Origin of the sequence: Halorussus rarus (genome assembly GCF_003369835.1) — an archaeon.
GTDB lineage: Archaea > Halobacteriota > Halobacteria > Halobacteriales > Haladaptataceae > Halorussus > Halorussus rarus.
In genome coordinates, this window is record NZ_QPMJ01000001.1 from 135,364 (window position 1) to 158,048 (window position 22,685).

The following is a 22,685-nucleotide window of genomic DNA, read 5'->3' on the forward strand; positions in this document are numbered from 1 at the left end:
CGCGACCGGAGCGAAAATTCAGTACCGGAAGGTCACGCCGAGCGCCTCCCCGGGATTCTCGTCGAGCAGGGCGTACGCCTCGTCGGCTGCTCCGACGTCGAACTCGTGGGTCACGAACCGCTCGGGGTCGAGGTCCCGGAGCCGGTCCCACGCCACCGCCAACCGGCGGTCCTTCGACCACCGCCCCCGGAGCGCCGGGTCGATGGTGCTGACCTGGCTGCTCTCGATGCTGATTCGGCTCCGGTGGAACCGCCCGCCGAGGTCCAGCTCCGCGGGTTTGGTGCCGTACCACGACCCGACCACCACCCGGCCGTCGTAGCCGGTCGCCGCGACGGCGTCGTCCAGCGCCTCGGGGGCGCCCGAGAGCTCGTAGGTCAGGTCCGCGCCGGCGAACTCGTCGCCCAATCGCTCCCGGAGCCGGTCGCCGACGTCGGCGTCGACTTCAGCCGCTCCGGCCGGGTCGAGCGCGGCGTCGGCGCCGAGTTCCAGCGACCGCTCGCGCCGGGCGGGGTGGCGGTCGACCGTCGCCAGGGCGGCCAGCGGGCAATCGGCCAGCAGCGCGGTGGTCAGCAGGCCGACCACGCCCTGGCCGAACACCGCCGCGCGCTCGCCGAGTCGCGGCGCGCCGTCCTGCACGAGGTTCACCGCGGTCTCGACGTTCGGCAGGAACGTCGCCGCCGCCGCCGAGCAGTCGTCGGGCACGGCCACCACGTCGTCGACCGACGCGCAGAAGCGGCTCTCGTGGGGATTGAACGCGAGTACGCGACGGTCGGCCCACGAAGCGTCGACGTCCGGTCCGGTCGCAGTCACCCGGCCGACGACCGCGTAACCGTACCGGAGCGGGAACTCGAACTCCTCGGAGAGAGCGTCGATGGTCGCGTCGGCGGCCATCCCGGTCGGCACCTCGCCGCGGTAGACCAGCAGTTCGGTGCCGGGGCTGACCGCCGAGCGCTCGGCCCGGACCCGGACCTCCCCCTCGCCGGGGTCGTCCACCTCGCGCTCGCGCACCTCGACCTCGCCGTCCCCCGTGAAGTAGACCGACCGTGCTGACATGCTCCCCGTCCCGACGGCTCGGCACCGTCCGCCCGGGCTACGACAGGTCGACTTATGATTCTTTGCCCGAAAACAGCCGACTCAGTCCGACTCCCCGCCGAGGAGCTCTCGGACCGCCCCGCAGACCCGCTGGGCCAGCGGCCGGAGCACCCGGTTCGCGCCGACGCCGAGGTAGGCCCGGGGCGGCGAGAATTCGTGGTCGGCCGACCGCGCCCGGAGAGCCAGCGCCACCGCGCGGTGGTTGCCGTCGGCCAGGAACCGGGGGACGCAGCCCTCCCTCGTCGAGACCACCAGCGGTCCCTCGGGCATCTCGTCGACGAAGTCCACGACGGTCCCGACGTCGGCGCCGGTCTCGGCCGCCAGCGCGTCGGGGTCGCCGCGGACGATGCGGTCGGCCGCGCCCCGGACCGTGCCGTCGGGCGAGAGCGCGCGCCACCGGAGGTTCTGCGGCCCTTCGACCACCTCCAACGACTCGACCGCCTCGCGGTCGAGGGTCGTCTCGCGCCACCGGACCGGCGCGTCCCGCCAGACGAACGCGGCCGCGCCGGGCTTGCGCTCCAGCAGCTCGTCGAGCGCCTCCCGCTCGGACAGCGAGTCGACGGGGAACCACTCGGCGTCGGGCTTGCTCCGCTCGACCCGGAGCCACTCGCGGAGCACCTCGTCCTGGGGTACGCGGCGCATCGACGGCGCTACGCCGCCCAGCCACTCAACTCCCCGGTTCGTCGGTCGCCCGGTCGTCGCCGTCCTCCCCGAGCAGGTCGTGGATGTCCTCCTCGTCGAGGAGGTCGACGAGATTCTCGCCGTCATCCCACTCCCGGCGCTCCTCGTCGGTCAGCCAGTTCGACGGCTCGGTACCTTCCGTCTCCATCGCGGCTTCGAGCTTCTCGTCGAGGTCCTCGGGGTCGTACCCACCCACCGGCATGGGTCCGCGTACGCTTCGGCCCGCCTTATGCTCCGGGGCCGACCGGCTCGTCAGAGAGACCGGCTGTCCGAGGTACCGGATTGGCGTGCGTGCCGGCTGACCGTGGAGTCCGCCGGAACCGCTCCGAGGGCGGGAACTAGCGGCTCCTGCGCCCGTTCCCGTAGAAATTGCACGTTTTACATCTGTAACCCGCGCGCTTCTCCGTTGCCCGGACCTGAGATGTCGGATTCGAGACCGGACGACGATTTGATATAGCACTGATTCATTCATCAGTTCGAGGCGAAACCGACAAACGCCCGGAACCCGACCTCACGAGCGATGGACTGCGACAAGTGCGACCGGGAGGCGGTGATGCACGCCGCCTACTCGGGACTGCATCTCTGCGAGGACCACTTCACCGCGTCGGTGGACAAGCGCGTCCGGCGGCGCGTCCGGGAGGACGACCTCGTGCCCGACGACGCCACGCCCGAGAACCCCCAGACGTGGGTCGTCGGCCTCTCCGGCGGCAAGGACAGCGTGGTCCTCACCGACATCCTCCACCGGACCTTCGAGAAGGACCCCCGCATCGAACTGGTCGCGCTCACCGTCCACGAGGGCATCGAGGGGTACCGCGACGAGAGCGTCGACGCCTGCGTGGAGCTGACCGAGGAGCTGGGCATCCGCCACGAGCTGGTCACCTACGAGGAGGAGTTCGACGTCCGGATGGACGACGTCGTGGAGAAAGACCCCGAGGGGATGGCCGCGTGCGCCTACTGCGGCGTGTTCCGGCGGGACCTGTTGGAGTCCTACGCCGAGGAGTTCGGCGCCGACAAGCTGCTGACGGGTCACAACCTCGACGACGAGGCCGAGACCGCGCTGATGAACTTCCTGGAGGGCGACGTCGCCCAGATCGCCAAGCACTTCGACGCGAGCCTCGGGGGGTTCGACGAGCGGGGCGAGCAGGACGACTTCGTTCCACGCGCCAAACCGCTCCGGGACGTCCCCGAGAAGGAGGTCGCGCTCTACGCTCACCTCAACGACCTCCCGGCCCACATCACCGAGTGCCCCCACGCCAGCGAGGCCTACCGCGGGGAGATCCAGGAGCTCATCCACGAACTCGAGGAGAACCACCCGGGGACCCGCCACTCCATCATGTCGGGCTACGAGGAGCTGGCGTCGCTGGCCGCCGAGCAGTTCGGCGCCCGCGAGGAGGGCGACACCGACCTGGGCGAGTGCGAGCGCTGCGGCGCCTCGACCACCCGCGACGTCTGCCGGAAGTGCTCGCTGCTCGACGCGATCCACGCGGCCTGACCCTTCGCGGCTCGACGACTGGGGACGCCGACGAACTGGTTCGACGTTCGGCGAGGATGCGTCGCTCGGTTGGTGACTGATTCAGCGCGACAAAAAGCGTATCGACGATTCGACGGTGAACCGGAATCGGACGGTCCGTCAGCGAATGACGTCGAGACCGTTGTTCTGCTCCACCGGGTCCTGTCCGCCGTCGCTCTTGGCGCCCCACGAGTCGTCCGACTGCTCGGCGCTGTGGGTCTCGCCCGTCCCGCCGAGCTCCTCGACGTTCTGGCTGGCGTCGAACGACTGGGCGTCGACGTCGCCCATCTGCTGGCGCGACTTGTCGGCCTGCTTCTGGGTGCTCGGGCCGAGGACCTGGGCGCTCTGGACCCCGGTCATGATGGCCATGACCCGGACCTTGCCCTTGTAGTTGTCCTGGATGCGCGCGCCCCAGATGACGTTCGCGCTGGCCTCGAGGCGCTCGGTGATGTTGCTGGCGATGGACTCGGCCTCCTTGAGCGTGAGGTCCGGGCCGCCCGTGATGTGGACGAGGCCGCCGGAGGCCCCGCGGTAGTCCACGTCGAGCAGCGGGTGGTTCATCGCGTCGCGGACGACCTCCTCGGTCTTGTTCTTGTCCTGGGTCTCGCCGACCAGCATCACCGCGACTCCGCCCTGGTTCATGATCGAGGTCATGTCGGCGTAGTCGAGGTTGATGAGCGAGGGCTGGGTGATCGTCTCGGAGATGCCCTTGACCGTCTCGGCGATGATCTGGTCCATCACCGAGAACGCCTTGCCGATGGGCAGGTTCGGGACGTAGTCCAGCAGCCGGTTGTTGTCGAGCACGATGATGGAGTCGGCCTCGTTGCGGAGCTTCTCGAGCCCCTCCTCGGCCTTCACCGTGCGCGCGCGCTCGACGTTGAACGGCGTCGAGACCATCCCGACGACGATTGCACCCTGCTCCTTGGCGATTTTCGAGACGACCGGCGCCGCGCCGGTGCCCGTGCCGCCGCCCATGCCTGCGGTGACGAACACGAGGTCCGCGTCGCCGAGTACCTCCTTGATGGTGCCCTGGGCCATCTCGGTCGCGCGCTCGCCCATCGAGGGGTCGCCGCCCGCGCCGAGCCCGTTGGTCAGGGACTTGCCGACCAGGATCTTGGTGTCGGCTTCGATCATCTTGAGGTGCTGCTTGTCGGTGTTGATGGCGACGGTGTCCGCCCCTTCGACGCCGATGTTGTAGAGCCGGTTGACGGTGTTGTTGCCGGCGCCGCCGCAGCCGACGATCACGATGCGGGGGTCGCCGAACTCGTCGCCGTTCGTGGACGCCTCCATCTCGCGGCTCTCTTGCTCGGCGTTCTCCAGCGCGTCCTGAACGATATCCTGCATCGTTTACACCTTGGCCCACGACCGCTTGTTCGTCGTTTGCTCGGTCGTGCCCTCCTCGTGTTCGTTCAGCATATCTCGAACGGCCGCCCGGATCGCCTCGCTCCGGTTCGGGAACTCTCCCGTCTCGACCATCTGTTCGACCTCTTCTATCTGCTGCTTCGGAATGCGGAGTGTCACACGCTCCATGTTTCTGTAATTCCCCTGTTGTTAGTAAGACGGCGCGCGACTTCCCGCGCGTCTGTTGTCTTACGGCAGGTGAGCCCGGGACGCGGGGTTTCGGCCACGTTCCGGGCCGCCGTGTAAGACGACCGTCTTACGCGAACGTACCCACATAGTCAAAACTTAAATAGTTAACGCCCAGCGTAAAACGTCGTCTTACGACCGGTCGAGGACGTCGGCCGCGGGCGTTCGGCGGCCGCAGCTGGGGCAGAAGCCCCAGTCCGAGCGCACTTCGTCGCCGCACTCGCAGAAGACGCGCCGGGCGGCCTTCTCCCCGCAGTTCGGGCAGTAGACGTGGTCGTCGGACAGCGACTCGCCGCACTGGCCGCAGACGCTCTCGGTCTCGGCCGGCGGGTCGCGGCCCTCGGCACCGCGTCCCCGGTCCGACGCGGGGGCGTCCGACACGTCGGACGCCGCCCGGCCGGTTCGCTCGGTCGACGACTCGTCGGTCCGGACCGCGGCGTCGGTCTCCAGCGTCACGTTGACGTTTACGTCGCGGCCGCGCTCGTCGAGGCGGTCGCGCTCGCGGCGGCGGGCCTCCCACGCGGCGAGGCGGTCGGCGACGAGTTCGTCCACGCGCTCGGCGAGGACGTCGTCGAGGCTGCCGGAGCCCCGACGCTCGGGCCGACCGGCGTCCCGGGGCTCCGGGGCGGCGTCGCGGCGCGGAGCGGGGTCGGCGTCGACCTCGCCGCCGCGCTCGCGGTCCGGGACCCGAGTCGCGCCCGCGTCACCGCCGGACTCGTCGAGGTAGGCGCGCAGCGCCTCGCGCATGATCTCGCTCTTGGAGGCGTCGCGGCCCTCGATTCGCTCGACCAGTTCCTCGTCCGCGCGGAAGGTTATCTTACTCATGTGCCAGTTCGTCCCACACTATGACGACCATCCTATTTCAATCTTCCCAAACATGTCTAACGACCGTGCGACGACGGGAGACGAGCCGCCTTCCCGCGGTTCTCCGGGTTCTCCTTCGTCGGTGGGTCTCCGTGCTGCTATGTCTCCAGATTCGGTATGTTCCGTCTTCGGAGCGGACTGCCGTCCTTCCCGCACCGGGACATGACTGCGACCGGGGAGGTGGCTGGCCGCCTCCGACAGCGAGTGTGCGGGTCCGCGCTGCCCGTCGCCGCGTCTGTCTGGCCGGCCGGGTCCTCATCGGTGGCGACGTGTCTGTCGTAAAGAACGCGGATAGTTTAGTTCGGTACGTTCCAACGGGCATCGTTCGCCCTCCGGCAACTGTCCGCACTCGCGCGAATTCGGGCCGGTCGCGGTCGACTCCGTCCCGGGGTCGCCACCGGTGAATAATAACCCTTAAGTCTGGCAGGGCACCTACGTGAAACTGCGTGCCCGCCCTTAGCTCAGACTGGTAGAGCAGTCGACTGTAGATCGACTTGTCCCCCGTTCAAATCGGGGAGGGCGGACTGATTTCTCTCGGCGCAACGCGAGGGAGCGACCGAGCCGCGCCGAGTGGATCAGCGATCCCCGTGCCGATTTGAGCTTGTGAGTCGCGCGCAGCGAAGCGAGCACGTCTTACAGTGTTCGAATCGGGGAGGGCGGACTTCTCCGCCGAACGAACCACGTTCGACAGACAGCGACGTGTTTTCGGTGTTGATACCCCGTCTCCGCCCAGTGAGTCGACCGGGTGGCCCGGTGAACTCTCCGCCTCTGTTCCGGCAGGACCGACAACAACCAGATGGTCATACCTTAGCACCACTTCCCGGTTCCGAGCCCATCCCTCGCGGGCAGGAGGTAGGGCTGTCAGACCGGACGCGGACCGCCTGAGTGAGCCCTGTGGGGCGTTTAGACTGCTCGGCAGAAGATGCGCCCGTCGACTTCGCGTTATGGGGTGAAGTGTCCTCAAGGCGGCCGTCCCTCGGGCGTGTGGCGACGTATCTCGGTGCGGAAAACTGCCATGGAAGTGGTCTTTTATCGGAGTGAGAAGTAATCCGGTGTATGGATACCTACGAACTGGACGAGATCGACAAAGGCATCCTCTACTATCTCCAGCAAGACGCGCGTAACAGCACCAGTACCGATATGGCCGAGCAGTTAGACATCGCCGCCAGTACGGTGCGGAACCGCCTCTCTCGTATGCAGGATGAAGGCGTTATCAAGCGCTACATCCCGCGGCTCGACTACGAGAAGGCCGGGTATCCGCTTCGAGTTCTGTTTACCTGTACCGCATCAGGTACCCCCGAGAGTATCTGCCACGACGTTCTCGACCAGGAAGGCGTCGTCGCTGTCCGCGAACTGCTCGCCGGTCAGGAGAACCTCCACATCGAGGTAGTCGGGACAGATACCCAACACCTGACGGACACAGCGGAACGCCTCCGCAATATGGGACTCGAGATCGTACGGTCGGACGTGTTGAAGGAACAGGTCCAACAGCCGTTCAACGACTTCGGAACGTCCGTCGTCGACGGCGATGAACGGGACTAACCGGAAGTAACTCGCCACGTTCAGTTCTGCTGATGTAGCATCTCTAGGGGAAACGGTATAGCAGATATATCTGATACAGGGGGACAGAAAAGCAAATTCCCCTTGATTTTTTGCCCTGGTGTCCGTACCCTCGCCGGATGTCCGAGTTTGATGCCTGGACCCCCTCAGAGCGAATCGTCTCGAAGGTGTCTCACCGAGAGAACGTGGACCCGGTGGAATTGCAACCTCCCCTCAACGAGGTCGTCGATTTGGACGCCTTGGATGCGCTCTTTGCCTCCCGTAACGGTCGAACAACCCGCGACGCCGACGGACACGTCGAGTTCACCTACGAGGGGTATCGAATTTGGGTCGAAAGCGATGGGGTGATCGACATCGACGAAGTAGGAGGTGGGGAATGACTGGGTACTCGTTCAAGTGCATCTTCTGCGATACCGTCATCGAGAACGACGTCGCTGATGGGGTGAAAGACGACGCACGGACTCACCTCGAAGACCATCGTACCGACCTCGAAGACGTGTTCTCTCTGGCGTTCGGCGGGACCAACTGTCACAACGACTGCGGGTACGTGTTCCCGGTCGGTGTCGACGAAGTTGCGGGGTTCGATTGCCCGGAGTGCGGTCACGACAACTTCCCGTCGTTCGTCCAGCAGTACATCTACTGGCGAATCGAGGCTCGGTAGACCATTCTCCGGGTAGTCGAGTGATCCAAACGCGAGCTCCCATTGGGCCTCGTTGGACCCCCTGGAGGGAGAAACAGACGAGGTCTGGTTCGGGTATCTCGCCGCCGAGCTCGCCCCGACTCAGCCGCGATTCGGTCTCTCGCCCGAATTTCGCCCGCGGGACGCGCCTGTGCGAGAATCACTTCCGCGTGGTCCTCCTCTGCGTCGACACTCTGCTCCCGGCTAACTGCCGGAGTCGCCGACGAGCGACGGCGGGCACTCGTGGTTCCCGGCGCGGTACTTCGCGTACTTTATCCCGCAGCGCGGGCACTGCACCGTCACGCGGTTCGCGTACCAGATGCCGCCGTAGAGCAGACCGACCAGGTAGAGGAAGTTGGGGGACAGGATGCTCAGATAGACGGTCGCGAAGTCGATTGCCATTCGTTCCCGAGCCCCTCCGGTTCACCGTAGGGGATCCTCCGTGTCAGTTCTTCCCAAGCAGAGGGTCGGTTCGTCGGACCGACCACGACAGCCACCTGCCCCGGCTTTCTCCTCGCGTCCGGGGCGAAGTGAATCCGCGCCGCTGCGCGCCCCGGTCGAATCTACTGCGTTCCGAACCGAGCGCCGTCCGGACCGCGAACGCCGACGGCTCAGGGGTTCGGGTCCTGGACCTCGACGATCCTGGCGTTGTCGACGTACTCCTCCTCGCCGCCCTTCCGGATCTGGATGGTCATGCCCGGCAGGTCCTCGTGGGTCTTCTCCTGTGGCACCGAGACGGCCGTCACCTCCTCCAGCGTCATCGAGCGCCGGAGCAGCGTCTCGTCGCCTTCGGTCACGCGCTCCCACTCCTCGGCCGCGAGGTCGTCTTTGCCGAAGTAGTCCTCGGCGTCGCGGTCCGGGGACACGTCGCCCTCCGACCGGACCTCGTCGTCGGCGTCGTCGCGCTGGTACTGTTCGAGGTTGACGAGCATGCCCGGGCTTGCACGCGCGCGGTGATAATTGACATGGCCGGACGTCGTCGCGGCGGCCGGCGGTCCACGCTGCGGGCGCCCGACGATGTCGGAATCGGCGCCGTCAGTCGACGGCCCGGGCGTCGAGCCACTCGGTCCCCAGGTAGTAGAGGCCGCCGAGCGAGACGCCCCAGACGAGGTGGCTCCCGAGAGCGGTCGGGCCGAGGTTCGGGACCGGCGCCGGGATCCCGACGAGTCGGAGCCACACGGGCATGACGACGCCCGCGGCGACGGCCCAAAGGAGTACCCCCCACGCCGCTCCGGCGAGGACGTGGCCGCCGGGCCCGTCGACCCGCCTGCCCGGGCCGGCGGTGAGCAGCCCCGTGAACACCATCCCGAACACGACGCTGTGGAACTCGTGAGTCACCCAGCCGACGACCGGGTGCGCGACGCCGTACAGCGCCCCGATGACCGGAATCACGCTCGCGACCGCCTGGCTGAACGCCCCCATCGCGACGCCCGCGACGAGGGCGGCGCCGACCGCGACCGCCAGCCGCGGCGTCGCGACTCCGTACGCCCGGTCCGCCGACGGGCCCGTGCCGGGGAACGCCGACCCCGTCGCGCGGACCAGCGACACCGCGACGGTCGTTCCCGCGTCGGAGACGTCCGTCGAGACCCCGCCGCGGAACCGCTCGACCAGCAGCCGGACGACGTTGAGACCGAAGCCGCTCGCGGGGTCGTCGTGTTCGGCGACCGCGCCCGTCTCGAGTATCGACCGCTGGCGGTCGGGCAGCCCCGGGCCGTCGTCGGCCACGCGGACCGTCGCGCGCTGGCCGGCGACGTCGACGCTCACCTCGACCCGTGGCGCCTCGGCGTCGTTGTGTTCGACCGCGTTGTCGAGCAGGTGCTCGAAGAGCCGGTCCAGTTGCGAGTTCGCCCACACCGGGACCGGCCCGTCGAACCCCTGGCCGAGGACGTACTCGGCGTCCGGGTGGCGCTCGCGGACCGCTTCGATGCTGCGGTCGAGGCACTCGACCAGGTCGACCGCGACCAGGTCGGTCTCGGCCGACCGGGCGGACTCGGTCAGGTACTGCACGTCCTCGATGGTGTCGACGATGTGGCCGGAGCGCCGCCGGATGACCTCGACCGCCCGGTCGCCTCGGGGGTCGTCCCCTCCTGCGCCCCCGTCGCGGTCGGCGACGACGTCGGCGTACCCCGAGATGGCGGTGACCGAGTTGAGCACCTCGTGGCGGAGGATGCGGTTCAGCGTCACGAGCCGGTTGGCCTGCCACCGGAGCTCTCCGCGCTGGCGCTCGCTCCGGGCGGCGTACACCCCGGTCAGCGTCCCGCCGACGCCGCCGCCGATGAGGAAGTTCGAGAGGTACGCCTCCGAGAGGGTCGCCCCCACGCCGCCGACGCCGCGGGGGTTCGACCCGAGCAGGGTGAGTCCGACGAGCGCCGCCATCGCCCCGGTCCCGGCCAGACACCAGACCGCGGTGCGCCGGACGAACGCCGGGTCGAACGGCCCGACGACCAGCGCCACGCCGAACGCCGCCAGGAGGAGGCCCAGGACCAGCGGGAGCAGGCCCGCGAGGTAGAACGCGGTCGGCTCCTCGTAGGCGGCCAGCGTCACGGTGAACCTGGTGAGGAAGAACCCGATACCGGCGACGGTGAGGCCGCCCAGCGTGACGCTTCGCGGGAACGAGGCCGACGGAACGCTCATGGTATTTGTTCGCACCTCTCTCGACTATTATATAACTATCTGTGCATAGCCCCGGTGCTCTCCGGGAGTCGGTTCCGGGAATCGGTCCGAAAACGTCCGAGTCGGCGACCGCACGCCGCAACGCGTCTCTACGGAGCCACGACCGCTCAGGGAGTCACGCCCCAGATGGCGGCGATGCCGAGCGTCGTCACGACCGTCAACAGCAACTGGAGCGGCGCGCCCACCCGCACGTAGTCGGTGAACCGGTAGCCGCCGGGGCTGTACACCATCAGGTTCGTCTGGTAGCCCATCGGCGTCATGAAGGCCGTGGAGGCCGCGAACGTGACCGCGAGCGAGAACGCGAACGCGCTCGCGCCCGCCTCGCCCGCGGTGCCGACCGCGATGGGCAGCACCAGCGCCACGCTGGCGACCGGCGTGATGAGATTGGCCAGCAGCCCGGTCAGGAGGTAGAACAGCCCCAGCGTGGCTATCGCGGGGAGGGTCGCCGAGGCCGCGGTCACGTAGGCCGCGAGCAGCTGGGCGGCGCCGGTCTGCTCCATCGCGAGGCCGAGCGGGATGACCCCGGCGAGCAGGAAGATGACCTCCCAGTCGACCGCGTCGTAGGCGTCGGCGGGCCGGACGACGTCGCCGACCACCATCGCCACCACGCCGCCGAGCGCCGCGATGGAGATGGGAAGCAGGTCGGCGGCCGCGACCGCGATGACGCCCGCGACGATGCCGACCGCGAGCGCGGCCCGCCCGCGGTCGATGGGTTCGGGTTCGATGTCGAGCCCGCCGCCGACCGTCTCGGTGACCTGGAGGTCGCCCGACTCCTCGAGGTGGTCGAGGCCGACCCGCGTGGCGTGTACCAGCAGCCCGTCGCCCTCGTCGAGTACCGCGTCGCCCACGTCCTCGACCACGAGCGTCTCCCCGCGCCGGACCGCCAGCACCGTCGCGTCGTAACGCTCGCTCACCTTCGTCTCGCCGACCGCTCGCCCGACGAATCCGGAGTTCGCGGGCACGATGACCTCCGCGAGCGTGCCCCGGCCCTCGCCGAGCGCGAGTTCCTCCTCGGTGACCTCGGCCCGCGGGAGCCGGCGCAGGTCGCACGCCTCGACGAACGCCGACACCGTCTCCTCGTCGGCCCGGACGGTCAGCACGTCGCCGGCCTCTATCTCCCGGTCGGTCCGGGACGCCACGAACGTCTCCTCGCCCCGGATGATCTGGAGTATCTTGCAGTCCTCGGTGCGGGCCTCGGCGACGCTCCGGCCCACCAGCGGCGACGACGGCCGGACGTACACCCGGGCGAGTCGGCCTCCCAGCCCGAACTCCTCGGTCAGGTCGTGCGGCGCGATGCGGGCGGGCAGCAGCCACTGGCCCACCGTGAGCAGGTAGACCGTGCCGACGAGTAGCACGATCACGCCCAGCGGCGTGAACTGGAACATCGAGAACGGCGCGCCCGCCACCCCGAGGTCGGCCGCGAGCGAGCTCGCCACCAGGTTCGTCGCGGTGCCGACCAGCGTCAGCGTCCCGCCGAGCATCGCGGCGTACGACAGCGGAATCAGCAGCTTCGACGGGGAGGCGTGGGTCCGGTCGGCCAGGTCCGTTATCATCGGGATGAACAGCGCCACGACCGGCGTGTTGTTGACCACACCCGCCAGCGGTCCGGTGATGGCGACCGTCGCGGTCAGCAGCCGGTTCCTGTCGCCGCCGGTGAACCGGGCGACCGCGACCTCGAGCCGCTCGACCACCCCGGTCGCCTGGACTCCGGCGCTCAGGATGTACATCGCGACGATGGTGACGGTCGCGGGGTTCGCGAACCCCGAGATGGCGTCCTCGGGGGAGACGCGGGTGAACTCCCGGAGCACCACGAGCGAGACCAGCACCGCCAGCGCGGTCGTGTCGGACGGGATCGCCTCGGTGACGAACAGCGCCACCGCGACGGCGACGATGCCGAAGACCACGAGCACGTCGACGGTCGGGGCGGGAGCTCCCTGCAGCATCGTCCGGAGTATCGGAGAAGGGTCACGTTAGCGTTCCGGTGGCCGTGTCGCGGCGGCCGCGGACCCGGTACTCGCGGGCCGCGGCGACCGCTCACGCCAGGCCGAAGCTGTCGGGGTCCGGCCGGCCGAGCAGGTCGGTCAGGACCGCGTAGAGGTTCTCGACCTGCGGGTGACCGTCGTCGCGTCGACCGCGGTCGCCGATCCAGCGGTACCGGACCACGCCCTCGCAGTCCACGACGAAGCAGGCCCGGCGCGCCCGCGGCGCGACGCCGAACGCCCGGTAGGTCGCGCCGTAGGACCGCGCTATCGAGAGGTCGCGGTCCGAGCAGAACGGGTAGGTCACGTCGAGGTAGTCGATGAACTCCCGGTTGGTCCGGGGCCGGGCGCGGTTGATTCCGACCACCCGGATCCGGTCGTCGGCCGCGAACCAGTCGTACTTGCCGACCGCGCGGCGCTCGGCGAACCCCTCCAGGTCGAAGTCGGTCGGCTGGAACACCAGCAGGACCGCGCCGTCCTCGACCAGCGACGACAGCGACGCCTCCGTCACCGACCCGTCGGGCGCCGCCAGCGGCGCGGTGAACTCCGGGGCTCGCGAACCGACCGCCGGACCGCCGGGGTCTCCCATCGTTCGCTGCATCTCCCGAGACCGGCATAAAGCTACGTCAGACACGAACAAGGCGGCGGACGTCTCCGACGGACCGGCCTCGGACTGACGAGCGGTCCGGCCCTTTTATAGCACCCTGCCGAGAACGCGCCTGACATGGTGACGTCACTGGTCGGCGACGCGCTGGTCCTCGTGGCGCTGCTCGGCTTCTACGGGGGGCTGGCACGGGACCTCGGCGCGACCACCGAGTTCCTGGCCCCGCGGCTCGGCCTCGGGCTCTCGCTGGGCGCCTACGTCGCGGGCGGCGTCGGCGCGCTGCTGGCGCTGGCGACGGTCGCGGTCGAGGTGGTCAGCGCCGGATCGGGCCCCGCCAGCGAGGCCGCGGCCGCGGTCGGCCTGGGCCTGCTGTTCGCGGCGGTCTTCGGACTGTTCTTCCGGTTCGGCACCGCGGTGTACGCCGTGCTACTCCGGATCGGGCTGGGGCTGCGTCCCGACGACCGGGAGTGAAACGGGCTCGCCGCCGCAGAACTCCCCGACAGGTGGCCGGCACGTCAACGTTTAACCCCGAGGGTTGCGTGGGTCGACGCATGCCGACGCGCGTACCCGACGCCGAATTCCGGGACCGACTCGCCGCCGTCCGCGACCGCATCGCCGACGCCGGCGCCGACGCGGGGGTCTGGTTCGGCGCGACCAGCATCGAGTACCTGACCGGGTTCGACCACATCCAGACCGAGCGGCCGGTGGTCCTGGCGGTGACCGCCGACCGGGTCGCCGTGACCGTCCCCCGCCTCGAGGTCGAGCGGGTGGAGTCGAACCCCCGCATCGACGCGGTCCACCACTACTTCGACTACCCCGGCGGAAATCCGGTCGAGACTGCCGCTCGGATGCTGTCGGACCTCGACGCCGAGTCGGTCGCCGCCGACGCCGACGGCGCGCCGGGCGTGATGGGCTACGAGGGCCCGCAGCTCTCGAAGTTCGTCGACGTCGAGACCCAGAGCTGGGTCGACCGGCTGCGGTGGGCCAAGTCCGACGCCGAGGTCGACCTGGTCCGCGAGTCCGCCCGGTGGGGCAACCTCGCCCACCGCTATCTCGCCGACCACACCGAGGTGGGCGAGCACCCCGCGACCGTGAGCCAGCGCGCCTCGCTGGAGGCGTCCCGCGCGATGCTCGATACGCTGGGCGATGAGTACGTCCCGCGCACGCGCGGGGACGGCCCCGCGATGGCGGGGTTCATCACCGGCGAGCAGACCGCCCTGCCCCACGGCCACACCGCGAACCGCCGGCTGCGGGAGGGCGACGTGCTGGTCACGGGCGCCACCGCCAACGTCGACGGCTACTTCTCGGAGCTCGAGCGCACGATGTTCCTCGGCGAGCCCACCGACGAGCAGGCCCACTACTTCGAGCTGATGCTGGAGGCCCAGACCGCCGCCATCGACGCGCTCGGGCCGGGCGTCGAACTCGCCTACGTCGACGAGCAGGTGTGGGACTTCTTCGCCGAGCAGGGCGTCGCCGACCTCGCCCAGCACCACGTCGGCCACAACATCGGGCTGGGCGCCCACGAACCGCCGTACATCGACCGCGGGTGGACCGACCACTGCGAGTCCCGGGACGGCCGCGAGGACGGGGACGCCGAGATGGAGCCCGGCCACGTCTACACCATCGAGCCGGGCATCTACACAGACGAGTACGGCTACCGCCACTCGGACACCGTGGCCGTCACCGAGGACGGCACCGAGATGCTGACCTACTACCCGCGGGACCTCGAATCGAACGTCATCCGGGTCGAGTAGGCGGCTCCGACGCGAGACCGCTACCGCTCTGGGGACGGCGCGGCGTCGCGGTCGGCCGCCGCCGCGGCGTCCGGGGGCGCCCGCTCGAACCGCAGGCGGACGACGCTCCCCCGGGGCGTCCGCTCGTCGAACGACACCGCGCCGCCCGACTCGCGGACGATCCAGTTCACCAGCCAGAGCCCGAGCCCGCTCGCGTGGTCGAGCGGCGTCTCGTACCCCCGTTCGAGCACCGCGACCTCCTCGTCCGGGATTCCGGGGCCGTTGTCGGCGACCCGGACCGTCACGCCGTCTTCGGACCCGCAGTCGAACGTCACGTCGATGCGGGGCTCGTCCGCGTCGTTGTGTTCGACCCCGTTGTCGAACAGGTTCCTGATCGCCGACTCCACGAGCGGATGGGCGTACACGCGGCAGGCGTCACAGTCGGGACCGTCCGCGACGACCGTCGGGTAGTCGCGCCGGACGCGGTCGAGCTGGGTCCCGACGACGGCGGCGATGTCGACGACCCGTCGCTCCTCGCCCTCGTTCTGGAGCAGGCGCTCGACGTCCCGTATCTGGTCGCCGGTCTGGACGAGCCCGGCGGCCTGCTCGCGTATCGTCGCCGCGCTCCGGGCCGCGGCCTCGTCGGTCGCGTCCTCGACCAGCAGGTCGGCGTGACCCTCGATGACGTTCGCGGCGTTCCGGAGGTCGTGGCGGAACACCCGGTTCAGTACCGTGAGCTGTCGATTGAGCCGCTCGGCCTCGTCCCGGGCGGTCTCGAGTTCCTGTTCGCGGTCCGCGCGCTCGAGCGCGGTCTGGGTGTTCGCCGCCAGGATCCGGGCCAGCGAGACGTCCATCTCGTCGAACGCGCCGGGCTCGGTCGACCCGACGTTCATCACCCCGTACTCGCCGAGCGGGAGCACGATCTCGCTCCGGATCGGCGTGTCCTCGCTGTGTCGGCCCGCCGCCTCGCGCACGTCGTCGAACACCATCGTCTCGTCCGCCCGGAACGCCTCCCACGACAGGCTGTCGTCTCCGGTGTAGGTCGGCGTCTCTCCGACCAGGTCGTCGGCGTCGTCGGTCTGGGCGACCGGACGCAGCACGTCGTCGGCGCCGTCGTAGAGCCAGCACGTGTTGATGCGGAAGCCGAGGATGTCTCGGGCGGCCTCGACCGCCTGCGAGGCGACAGCCTCCCTGTCGGACGTCTCGACCAGCGTCCGGGTCCTGGCGTGGAGCTCGTCGAGCGCCCGTTCGCGCGCCCGGATCGTCCGCCGCTGGCGGCGCCGCTCGGCGTCGTACACGCCGACGACGAACCCGACGAAGGCCCCGCCCGTGGCGGTGTCGAGCACGACGAACCACCGGTCGACCATGGTCGCTCCGTGGGCCCTCTGGTAGAGGATGATGAGGACCGCACCGAGACCCAGGACCGCGACGCCCACGACGCACCATGTCCCGACGCGGCGAGCGCCGGCGGCGGCGAGCCCGCTCCGCCACAGCCAGACGCCGCCGAGCGCCACCCCGACGCTGACGGCCATCGGGAGGAGGACGCCGAAGACGAGGGTCGCCAGCGACTCGTCTTCGCCGACAGCGCGGGCGGCGTGGAGGAGGAACAGCCCGACACCGAGCCCGGAGACGGCGACCGACCCGGCCAGTCCGCTCGAATTGCGCATTCTGCGGAGTAGTATCATCGAACTGAGTTATACTTTTGGACCCGGCGCCCCGCCACCGGGCTCTCGGTCCGGTCTCGCCGGCCCGTCGCGGTCCGACCGATTCAAGTCTGCTTGGACTAATACCGACGTAGTGGCAGTCTCGTTCGACCTCTTCGGCACGCTGGTCAGGGCCGACCGCCCGGCCGACCCCGCGGACGCGGTCGCCGCGGAGCTCCGCGAGCGGGGCGTCGCGGTGCCCGACGACTGGACCGACGCCTACCGGGAGGTCCACGTCGACGCCCCGGCGGGCGCGGAGGTCCCGCTGCCGGCCCACGTCAGTGCCGCCCTCGCCAGCAGGGGCGTCAGCGCGCCCGGCAACGCGGCCCGCCGGGCTGTCGTGGCCGCATTCGACCCCGACGTGGAGACCCGGGAGGGCGCGGTCGAGGCGGTCCGAGCGGCGAGCGACCGGGGGCCGGTCGCCGTCCTCTCGAACTGCGCCGTCCCCCAGCTCGCCCGCCAGGCGCTGATTCGCTCCGACCTCGACCGCGACGCCCTCGACGCCGTGGTCACCAGCGCCGCCTGCGGGTGGCGCAAGCCCGACGCCCGGGCGTTCGAGACCTGCGCCGACCGACTCGGCGTCCCGGTCGCTGACCTCGTCCACGTCGGCGACGACTCCCGGACCGACGGCGGTATCGCGGACTGTGGCGGCGAGGCGGTCCTGCTCGACGACGTCCCGCTGACCGACGTCCCCGCGTGGCTGGAGGGTCGGCGGTGACGCCGGCGACGCCGCTCGCGGTCGGCGGTCTCCCGCAGGGAGCAGGACCCGCGGTCGCAATTGCAATCGCGCTCCTGCTGGACGCCGCGGTCGCCGAACCCCCGCGGGGACTCCACCCGGTCGCGCGGTTCGGATCGCTGGTCGCCCGCGCCGACCGGGAGTGGTCGCGGCCCCGCCTCGCGGGCGCGGTCGTCGCCGCGGCGCTCCCGCTGCTGGCGGCCGCGGCGGTGGCGCTCGCGGTGGCGCTCGCAGCCCACCTCCACCCGCTCGCCGGCGTCCTCGCGGCCGGACTGGTCGTCTTCGCGACGACCAGCCTCCGGATGCTGGTCTCGACGGCCGCCGGGGTGGTCGCCGCGACCGAGGCCGACCTGCCGACCGCCCGCGAGCGCCTGCGGGCGCTGGCCGGACGGGACGCCGCCGCGCTCTCGGCCGGCGAGGTCCGGAGCGCCGCGGTCGAGAGCGCGGCCGAGAACCTCGCCGACGGCGCCGTGGCCGCGCTGCTGGCGTTCGCGCTCCTCGCGCCCGTCTCGCTGTCGCTGGGCGCCGGCGCCGCCGCGTGGGCGAAGGCGGTCAACACCCTCGACTCGATGCTCGGGTACCCCGGCAAGCCCCACGGCACCGCGAGCGCCCGCCTCGACGACGCGGTGATGTGGATTCCCGCGCGTGTGAGCGCGGTACTGCTCGCGGTCGCCGCGCTCGCCCGCGGCGGGATTTCGGGTCGCTCCGGCCTGTCGGCCACCGGGTCGGCTGGCGAGTCGACCGCCTCGGGCGGGCGCAGCCCGGTCGCCTCGCTGTCGGCCGGCCGCCGGTGGGCCGACGCCCCGCCCTCCCCGAACTCCGGGTGGCCGATGGCCACGCTGGCGGCGGTCCTCGACGCGCGGTTGGAGAAGCCGGGCGTCTACGTCCTGAATCCCGAGGCCGGCCTGCCGTCGGTCGAGACCGCGCGCGCCGGCGTCCGGGTGGTCGCGGTCGCGGGCGCGCTGGCCTTCGCGGTCGCGGGCGCGCTGGCGCTGCTGGTCGGCGGAATCGCCGCGGATGTCGGTTCGGCGGTCGCACCGCTCTCGGTCCTCCCGGAGGTGGTCGCGTGGTACTGACCGCGACGAAGGGCGCGCTCGGGTTCCTGACCCGGCTCCCGACCGGCCGGAGCGAGGCGGCGTGGACCGCCTTCAGCGAGACGCCGGCGGCGTTCCCGCTGGCAGGGTGGGTCGCGGGCGCGCTGGCCGCGACGCCGCTGGTCGCGCCGGCCCTCGTCCCGATTCCGGGTCCGACCGCCGCGTTCGGCTACCTGCTCGCGCTCTACGCCGTCACGGGAATCAACCACGCCGACGGGGTGGCCGACCTCGGCGACGCAGCGGTCGTCCACGGCGACGCCGAGGACCGCCGGGCGGTGTTGAAGGACACGGAGGTCGGCGTCGGGGCCGTCCTGGCGCTCGGTCTCGTGCTCGTCGGCCTCGCGCTCGCCGCGCTGTCGCTGGCCGGCCTCCCGCCGTCTGCGCATCCCACCGCCGTCCTCGGCGTGCCGGCGGCCGTCGCTATCGTCGTCGCCGCCGAGGTCGGCGCCAAGACCGGCATGGCCGCGCTGGCCTGCCTCGGCGACCCCGCCTTCGAGGGCCTCGGCTCGGCGTTCACCGGGAACGACCCGGCCGCGCTGGTCGCCCCGGCGCTGGTCGCGGCCCCGGTCGCCCTCCTCGGCGCCCCCGCGGTCGCCGCGCTCGTCGGCGCCGTCGCCGCCGCGCTCGCACTGCTGTCGTGGAGCGAAGCCCGACTCGGCGGGGTCAACGGCGACGTCTTCGGCGCGACGAACGAACTCGCCCGCCTCGCGGGCCTCCACCTGGGGGTGGTCGCGTGGACGCTCTGGTGATGTGCGGCGGTCGAGGCACCCGCCTCGACGCGGAGCGCGAGAAGCCCCTGTTCGAGGTCGCCGGGCGACCCATGCTCGCCCGGGTCGCCGACGCGCTCGCCGAGAGCGAGGTCGGAACCGTCTATGCTGTCGTCTCTCCGAATGCACCTGAGACACGGAAATTCGCCACCGAACACGACTCGCTCTCGACCATCGAGTCGCCGGGAGACGGGTACGTGACGGACCTCCAGACCGCCCTCGACGCGGTCGAGACCCCGGTCCTCACGGTCGCGGCCGACCTGCCGCTGCTCGACGCCGACGCCGTGAACGCGGTCCTCGACGCGTACGCGACGCGCCGGGACTCCGACCCCGTACCATCCGGCCCGCCCTCCCTGACCGTCTGCGTCCCGGCCGCGCTCAAGCGCGCACTCGGGGCGAGCGCGGACACCATCTTCGAACCGAGCGACGGTGACGGCCGGGAACTCGCCCCGGCCGGCGTCAACGTCGTCGCTGAGACCGACACCGAAACCATGTACGAGACCTACGACGCGCGACTGGCAGTGAACGTGAACCGACTCTCGGACGCCGACCTCGCGGAGGGGTTGCTGTGAGGCTGGTGCTGTTCGCCGGGACGACCCGGACCGCGGAGATCGACGGCATCAGCGCGGCGGGCGCCGACCCCGACCTGATGGCCCACACGCCCAGCGCGGACGCCGAGATACTCGAGTACGGCCGGCCGGTCCGGGCGCCCGTCGTGCCGGTCAGCCCCTCGGGCTGCCCGACGCCCGCAGTGGCGACCCGCGCGGTCCGCGAGTGCGCCGACTTCCCGACGACCGTGGTGGACGCCGGCCTGACCGAACCCACCGCCGCGCCGACCGTCACCGTGGGCGCGCGCCCCGGCGACGACGTCCGCGAGGCGGACCCGGTGCCGACCGCGCCGGGCGCCTTCGCCGCGGCCCGCGAGTTCGGCCGGCGACTCCCCGACGACGAGGTGCTGGTCGCCGAGACCATCCCCGGGGGCACCACGACCGCGCTGGGCGTGCTGACAGTCCTCGGCGAGGAACGCGGGGTCTCCTCCTCGCTTCCGGACAACCCCGTCGAGCGCAAGCGCGAGGTGGTCGGCGAAGCCCTCGACGCGAGCGGCCTCGGCCCGGGCGACGCGGCCGGCGACCCCCGCCTCGCGGTCCGGCGCGTCGGCGACCCCGTGCTGGCGAGCGCCGCCGGATTCGTGGTAGGGGCCGCGGCGTCGGGCACCACAATCACGTTGGCCGGCGGCACTCAGTTAGTCGCGGTCGCCGCGCTCGCGCGCCACGCCGACTGCGAGGCGCCGCTCGAACTCGCGACGACCGCGTTCGTCGCCGAGGACCCCGCGGTCGACCTCCGTTCCGCCGCGGTCGACTTCGACCTCGACGTGACCGTCACCGACCCCGACTTCGACGGGGTCGACCACCCCGCGATGGCCCGGTTCGCCGCGGGCGAGGCCAAGGAGGGCGTCGGCATGGGCGGCGCGCTCGCGCTCGCCGAGCGCCGGGGAGTCGAGATGGCGCGCGTCCGCGACCGGATTCGCGCGGTGTATGACGACCTGCTCGACTCGGGGGCGGGAGAAGTGACGCCATCCGGAGGCGCGGATGGACCCCGATAGCGTCCGCGAGGCCGGCCGGGTCCCCCACGGCGGGACCGACGACCCCGACCTGCTGGAGTTCAGCGCGAACACCAACCCCCGGACGCCCCCGGGCGTCGAGGAGGTCCACGTCGACGCGCTCGAGGCCGCCCGGTCGTATCCGGACGACGACTACCCCGAGTTCCGGACCGCGGCGGCCGACTTCGTGGGCTGCGGCTCCGAGGACGTGGTCCCGACGCCGGGCGGCCTCGCGGCGCTCCGCCTGACCTTCGCGACCCGGGTCTCGCCCGGCGACTCGGTCCTCGTTCCCTACCCCAGTTTCGGCGAGTACGCCCGCGAAATCTGCCTCCAGGGCGGGAATGCCGAGTTCGTCCCCCACGACGACCTGCTCGACGCCGACCCGACCGACCGCGCCGCGGCCGTGGTCTGCAACCCCAACAACCCGACCGGCGACGCCTACGACCACGACGCCCTCCGCGAGTTCGCGGCCCGGTGCCGGGACGCCGACTGCCTGCTCGTCGCCGACGAGGCGTTCCTGGGGTTCACCGACCGCCCCTCGCTCGCGGGCACCGAGGGCGTCGCCGTCGCGCGCTCGCTGACCAAGCTCTTCGGCCTGCCCGGACTCCGCGCCGGGTTCGCGGTCGCGACCGGCGACCTCGGCGACGACCTCGCGACCGCCCGGCGGGCCTGGAGCCTCGGCGCGCCGGCGGCCCGAGTCGGCGCCCACTGCCTGCGCCAGTCGGGGTTCGTCGCCGAGACCCGCGAGCGCGTCCGGCGGGAGCGCGCCCGGATGGCCGACGCGCTCGGCGAGGAGTTCGGCGTCTACGCGCCCGGGGGACCGCCGCTCTCGTCGTCCTCGGCGCCCTTCGTCCTGCTCGACACCGGCGAGCGCGACCCCGCCGACGTCGTCCGGAGCGCCCGCGACCGCGGCGTCGCGATCCGGGACGCCACGACGTTCCGGGGCCTCGACTCCCACGTCCGGGTCGCGGTCCGCGCGCCCGAGGCGAACGACCGACTGCTGGCGGTGCTCGCCGATGTCTGAGCGGGCGGGCGACGGGGTGTTCGAGACCGAGGTCAGCGACGGCGTCCTCCGGGTGCGCCGCGAGGGCGCCCGCTGGCTCTCGACCGGGTGGGCCGGCGGCCGGCGCGAGGCCGACGCGGCCTACAACGTCTCGGTGCCCGAGGGGTTCGACCGGACCGACCTCGACGCCTACCTCGCCGAGCGCCGGGCCGCGGCCGGATTCGACGACACCGGTCCGGCCCTACTCACCGGCGTCGACCTCCGGCACGCCCGGGGCGCGCGCCTCGGTCCGGTCGCGGCGGTGGCGACCGCCGGCCTCTCGAACCCGGCGGCCCTGCCGATGCCCGACGGCGACCGGCGACCCTCCGTACCACCGGGGTCGGGCGGTTCCGACGGCCGGTCCCCGCCCGACCCCGGTACCGTCAACGTCGTCGTCGGCACCGACCGGGCGCTCGACGGGGGCGCGCTGGCGAACCTGCTCGCAGTGGCGGTCGAGGCCAAGGCCGCCGCACTGCTGGCCGAGACGGGCTTTCCCGGAACGACGAGCGACGCCGCCATCGCGGCCTGCGACCCGACGGGCGAGCCGGCCGCCTTCTCGGGCAGCGCCACCGAGGTCGGCGCCTGCGTCCGGGCCTGCGTCCGGGAGGCCGTGCGCGCGAGTCTCGACTCGCGGTACGGGGAGACCGACGAGACGATTCCGGAATCAGTGGCCGACGCCGACCACGGCGTCGTGACCGACCGTCGCGCAGACGTCTTCGAGGTCGGATAGCCGCGGCCGGCGTCGGCGACCCGGCAACCGCGCCGTCGCGGGCGGGCGCGA

25 protein-coding genes and 1 tRNA gene are annotated in these 22,685 nt (G+C 71.2%); 14 read left to right on the forward strand and 12 right to left on the reverse strand.

Features of this window, described 5'->3' with window-relative positions; all coding sequences use genetic code 11:
• Window positions 1–18: 18 nt before the first annotated feature.
• The 3 genes from DVR07_RS00730 to DVR07_RS00740 form a co-directional block, all read right to left on the reverse strand.
• Window positions 19–1,053, reverse strand: coding sequence for a zinc-binding dehydrogenase (locus DVR07_RS00730; RefSeq protein ID WP_115794875.1), 1,035 nt, complete (start codon window positions 1,051–1,053; stop codon window positions 19–21).
• Window positions 1,054–1,134: 81 nt separating this feature from the next.
• On the reverse strand, window positions 1,135–1,734 hold the full coding sequence (locus tag DVR07_RS00735; RefSeq protein WP_115794876.1) for a hypothetical protein: 600 nt from the start codon (window positions 1,732–1,734) through the stop codon (window positions 1,135–1,137).
• Between the two features lie 25 nt (window positions 1,735–1,759).
• On the reverse strand, window positions 1,760–1,975 hold the full coding sequence (locus tag DVR07_RS00740) for a hypothetical protein (protein WP_115794877.1): 216 nt from the start codon (window positions 1,973–1,975) through the stop codon (window positions 1,760–1,762).
• 318 nt (window positions 1,976–2,293) lie between these two features.
• Between DVR07_RS00740 and ncsA the strand changes: the two genes are divergently transcribed.
• Entirely contained in the window at window positions 2,294–3,265 is a 972-nt protein-coding gene (ncsA, locus tag DVR07_RS00745; RefSeq protein WP_115794878.1) for a tRNA 2-thiolation protein NcsA, read from the forward strand.
• 138 nt (window positions 3,266–3,403) lie between these two features.
• Here ncsA and ftsZ read toward each other — a convergent pair whose 3' ends face one another.
• The 3 genes from ftsZ to DVR07_RS00760 all read right to left on the reverse strand — a co-directional run bounded on the left by ftsZ (window position 3,404) and on the right by DVR07_RS00760 (window position 5,695).
• Window positions 3,404–4,627: a cell division protein FtsZ gene (ftsZ, locus tag DVR07_RS00750; RefSeq protein ID WP_115794879.1), complete on the reverse strand. Its 1,224-nt coding sequence runs from the start codon at window positions 4,625–4,627 to the stop codon at window positions 3,404–3,406.
• A gap of 3 nt (window positions 4,628–4,630) precedes the next feature.
• Window positions 4,631–4,813: a ribbon-helix-helix domain-containing protein gene (locus tag DVR07_RS00755; RefSeq protein WP_115794880.1), complete on the reverse strand. Its 183-nt coding sequence runs from the start codon at window positions 4,811–4,813 to the stop codon at window positions 4,631–4,633.
• A 189-nt stretch (window positions 4,814–5,002) separates the two neighbouring features.
• Window positions 5,003–5,695 carry a double zinc ribbon domain-containing protein gene (locus tag DVR07_RS00760; RefSeq protein WP_115794881.1) on the reverse strand — a complete coding sequence of 231 codons (693 nt, stop codon included), beginning with the start codon at window positions 5,693–5,695 and terminating at the stop codon, window positions 5,003–5,005.
• A 489-nt stretch (window positions 5,696–6,184) separates the two neighbouring features.
• Between DVR07_RS00760 and DVR07_RS00765 the strand changes: the two genes are divergently transcribed.
• The 4 genes from DVR07_RS00765 (at window position 6,185) to DVR07_RS00780 (ending at window position 7,955) form a co-directional block, all read left to right on the forward strand.
• Window positions 6,185–6,258, forward strand: a tRNA-Tyr gene (locus tag DVR07_RS00765).
• 532 nt (window positions 6,259–6,790) lie between these two features.
• Window positions 6,791–7,276 carry an Lrp/AsnC family transcriptional regulator gene (locus tag DVR07_RS00770; RefSeq protein ID WP_115794882.1) on the forward strand — a complete coding sequence of 162 codons (486 nt, stop codon included), beginning with the start codon at window positions 6,791–6,793 and terminating at the stop codon, window positions 7,274–7,276.
• Window positions 7,277–7,413: 137 nt separating this feature from the next.
• Window positions 7,414–7,674 (forward strand): HalOD1 output domain-containing protein, encoded by a 261-nt coding sequence (locus DVR07_RS00775; RefSeq protein ID WP_115794883.1) that lies wholly within the window; start codon window positions 7,414–7,416, stop codon window positions 7,672–7,674.
• Window positions 7,671–7,955, forward strand: a complete 285-nt coding sequence (locus DVR07_RS00780) for a hypothetical protein (RefSeq protein ID WP_115794884.1) — start codon at window positions 7,671–7,673, stop codon at window positions 7,953–7,955. The genes DVR07_RS00775 and DVR07_RS00780 overlap by 4 nt, the downstream gene beginning before the upstream one ends.
• A 222-nt stretch (window positions 7,956–8,177) precedes the next feature.
• On the opposite strand, the gene DVR07_RS00785 is transcribed toward DVR07_RS00780, so the two are convergent.
• From DVR07_RS00785 to DVR07_RS00805, 5 genes are all read right to left on the reverse strand, one after another.
• The gene (locus DVR07_RS00785; RefSeq protein ID WP_115794885.1) at window positions 8,178–8,375 is read right to left on the reverse strand and encodes a hypothetical protein; all 198 of its coding nucleotides are present in this window, start codon (window positions 8,373–8,375) and stop codon (window positions 8,178–8,180) included.
• Window positions 8,376–8,584: 209 nt separating this feature from the next.
• Entirely contained in the window at window positions 8,585–8,905 is a 321-nt protein-coding gene (locus tag DVR07_RS00790; RefSeq protein ID WP_115794886.1) for a hypothetical protein, read from the reverse strand.
• A 103-nt stretch (window positions 8,906–9,008) separates the two neighbouring features.
• The gene (locus tag DVR07_RS00795; RefSeq protein ID WP_115794887.1) at window positions 9,009–10,607 is read right to left on the reverse strand and encodes a sensor histidine kinase; all 1,599 of its coding nucleotides are present in this window, start codon (window positions 10,605–10,607) and stop codon (window positions 9,009–9,011) included.
• A 146-nt stretch (window positions 10,608–10,753) separates the two neighbouring features.
• Window positions 10,754–12,589: an SLC13 family permease gene (locus DVR07_RS00800; RefSeq protein WP_115794888.1), complete on the reverse strand. Its 1,836-nt coding sequence runs from the start codon at window positions 12,587–12,589 to the stop codon at window positions 10,754–10,756.
• Between the two features lie 91 nt (window positions 12,590–12,680).
• Window positions 12,681–13,214, reverse strand: a complete 534-nt coding sequence (locus DVR07_RS00805; RefSeq protein ID WP_162829390.1) for a redoxin domain-containing protein — start codon at window positions 13,212–13,214, stop codon at window positions 12,681–12,683.
• 135 nt (window positions 13,215–13,349) lie between these two features.
• On the opposite strand from DVR07_RS00805, the gene DVR07_RS00810 reads away from it, so the two are divergent.
• Window positions 13,350–13,700 (forward strand): hypothetical protein, encoded by a 351-nt coding sequence (locus tag DVR07_RS00810; RefSeq protein WP_115794890.1) that lies wholly within the window; start codon window positions 13,350–13,352, stop codon window positions 13,698–13,700.
• Between the two features lie 80 nt (window positions 13,701–13,780).
• Window positions 13,781–14,983, forward strand: coding sequence for a M24 family metallopeptidase (locus tag DVR07_RS00815; protein WP_115794891.1), 1,203 nt, complete (start codon window positions 13,781–13,783; stop codon window positions 14,981–14,983).
• Between the two features lie 20 nt (window positions 14,984–15,003).
• Here the strand turns inward: DVR07_RS00815 and DVR07_RS00820 are convergent, their stop codons facing one another.
• Entirely contained in the window at window positions 15,004–16,629 is a 1,626-nt protein-coding gene (locus DVR07_RS00820; protein WP_162829391.1) for a sensor histidine kinase, read from the reverse strand.
• Window positions 16,630–16,759: 130 nt separating this feature from the next.
• Here DVR07_RS00820 and DVR07_RS00825 point away from each other — a divergent pair, with 130 nt between their 5' ends.
• From DVR07_RS00825 to DVR07_RS00855, 7 genes are read left to right on the forward strand one after another with little or no spacing between them, the layout of a single operon-like run.
• Window positions 16,760–17,383, forward strand: coding sequence for an HAD family hydrolase (locus tag DVR07_RS00825; protein ID WP_115794893.1), 624 nt, complete (start codon window positions 16,760–16,762; stop codon window positions 17,381–17,383).
• 59 nt (window positions 17,384–17,442) lie between these two features.
• Complete coding sequence (locus tag DVR07_RS00830) at window positions 17,443–18,477, forward strand: CobD/CbiB family cobalamin biosynthesis protein (RefSeq protein ID WP_205410974.1); 1,035 nt, start codon at window positions 17,443–17,445, stop codon at window positions 18,475–18,477.
• Window positions 18,468–19,244 carry an adenosylcobinamide-GDP ribazoletransferase gene (gene cobS / locus DVR07_RS00835; RefSeq protein ID WP_115794895.1) on the forward strand — a complete coding sequence of 259 codons (777 nt, stop codon included), beginning with the start codon at window positions 18,468–18,470 and terminating at the stop codon, window positions 19,242–19,244. The genes DVR07_RS00830 and cobS overlap by 10 nt, the downstream gene beginning before the upstream one ends.
• Entirely contained in the window at window positions 19,244–19,834 is a 591-nt protein-coding gene (locus tag DVR07_RS00840; protein WP_115794896.1) for an NTP transferase domain-containing protein, read from the forward strand. Before cobS ends, DVR07_RS00840 begins: the two co-directional genes overlap by 1 nt.
• Window positions 19,831–20,865 carry a nicotinate-nucleotide--dimethylbenzimidazole phosphoribosyltransferase gene (locus tag DVR07_RS00845; RefSeq protein ID WP_115794897.1) on the forward strand — a complete coding sequence of 345 codons (1,035 nt, stop codon included), beginning with the start codon at window positions 19,831–19,833 and terminating at the stop codon, window positions 20,863–20,865. The genes DVR07_RS00840 and DVR07_RS00845 overlap by 4 nt, the downstream gene beginning before the upstream one ends.
• The gene (locus DVR07_RS00850; RefSeq protein WP_115794898.1) at window positions 20,852–21,886 is read left to right on the forward strand and encodes an aminotransferase class I/II-fold pyridoxal phosphate-dependent enzyme; all 1,035 of its coding nucleotides are present in this window, start codon (window positions 20,852–20,854) and stop codon (window positions 21,884–21,886) included. Before DVR07_RS00845 ends, DVR07_RS00850 begins: the two co-directional genes overlap by 14 nt.
• Window positions 21,879–22,634 carry an adenosylcobinamide amidohydrolase gene (locus DVR07_RS00855; protein ID WP_115794899.1) on the forward strand — a complete coding sequence of 252 codons (756 nt, stop codon included), beginning with the start codon at window positions 21,879–21,881 and terminating at the stop codon, window positions 22,632–22,634. Before DVR07_RS00850 ends, DVR07_RS00855 begins: the two co-directional genes overlap by 8 nt.
• The last annotated feature ends 51 nt before the right edge of the window (window positions 22,635–22,685 follow it).

Coding starts and splice junctions, on each gene's coding strand:
- DVR07_RS00805 (WP_162829390.1), bottom strand. CDS start 13,214: ATGGGAGACCCCGGCGGTCCGGCGGTCGGTTCGCGAGCCCCGGAGTTC.
- DVR07_RS00740 (WP_115794877.1), bottom strand. CDS start 1,975: ATGCCGGTGGGTGGGTACGACCCCGAGGACCTCGACGAGAAGCTCGAA.
- DVR07_RS00755 (WP_115794880.1), bottom strand. CDS start 4,813: ATGGAGCGTGTGACACTCCGCATTCCGAAGCAGCAGATAGAAGAGGTC.
- DVR07_RS00810 (WP_115794890.1), top strand. CDS start 13,350: ATGGTGACGTCACTGGTCGGCGACGCGCTGGTCCTCGTGGCGCTGCTC.
- DVR07_RS00855 (WP_115794899.1), top strand. CDS start 21,879: ATGTCTGAGCGGGCGGGCGACGGGGTGTTCGAGACCGAGGTCAGCGAC.
- DVR07_RS00840 (WP_115794896.1), top strand. CDS start 19,244: ATGTGCGGCGGTCGAGGCACCCGCCTCGACGCGGAGCGCGAGAAGCCC.
- DVR07_RS00795 (WP_115794887.1), bottom strand. CDS start 10,607: ATGAGCGTTCCGTCGGCCTCGTTCCCGCGAAGCGTCACGCTGGGCGGC.
- DVR07_RS00850 (WP_115794898.1), top strand. CDS start 20,852: ATGGACCCCGATAGCGTCCGCGAGGCCGGCCGGGTCCCCCACGGCGGG.
- DVR07_RS00735 (WP_115794876.1), bottom strand. CDS start 1,734: ATGCGCCGCGTACCCCAGGACGAGGTGCTCCGCGAGTGGCTCCGGGTC.
- DVR07_RS00820 (WP_162829391.1), bottom strand. CDS start 16,629: ATGCGCAATTCGAGCGGACTGGCCGGGTCGGTCGCCGTCTCCGGGCTC.
- DVR07_RS00730 (WP_115794875.1), bottom strand. CDS start 1,053: ATGTCAGCACGGTCGGTCTACTTCACGGGGGACGGCGAGGTCGAGGTG.
- DVR07_RS00780 (WP_115794884.1), top strand. CDS start 7,671: ATGACTGGGTACTCGTTCAAGTGCATCTTCTGCGATACCGTCATCGAG.
- ftsZ (WP_115794879.1), bottom strand. CDS start 4,627: ATGCAGGATATCGTTCAGGACGCGCTGGAGAACGCCGAGCAAGAGAGC.
- DVR07_RS00775 (WP_115794883.1), top strand. CDS start 7,414: ATGTCCGAGTTTGATGCCTGGACCCCCTCAGAGCGAATCGTCTCGAAG.
- ncsA (WP_115794878.1), top strand. CDS start 2,294: ATGGACTGCGACAAGTGCGACCGGGAGGCGGTGATGCACGCCGCCTAC.
- DVR07_RS00800 (WP_115794888.1), bottom strand. CDS start 12,589: ATGCTGCAGGGAGCTCCCGCCCCGACCGTCGACGTGCTCGTGGTCTTC.
- DVR07_RS00815 (WP_115794891.1), top strand. CDS start 13,781: ATGCCGACGCGCGTACCCGACGCCGAATTCCGGGACCGACTCGCCGCC.
- DVR07_RS00785 (WP_115794885.1), bottom strand. CDS start 8,375: ATGGCAATCGACTTCGCGACCGTCTATCTGAGCATCCTGTCCCCCAAC.
- DVR07_RS00760 (WP_115794881.1), bottom strand. CDS start 5,695: ATGAGTAAGATAACCTTCCGCGCGGACGAGGAACTGGTCGAGCGAATC.
- DVR07_RS00790 (WP_115794886.1), bottom strand. CDS start 8,905: ATGCTCGTCAACCTCGAACAGTACCAGCGCGACGACGCCGACGACGAG.
- DVR07_RS00770 (WP_115794882.1), top strand. CDS start 6,791: ATGGATACCTACGAACTGGACGAGATCGACAAAGGCATCCTCTACTAT.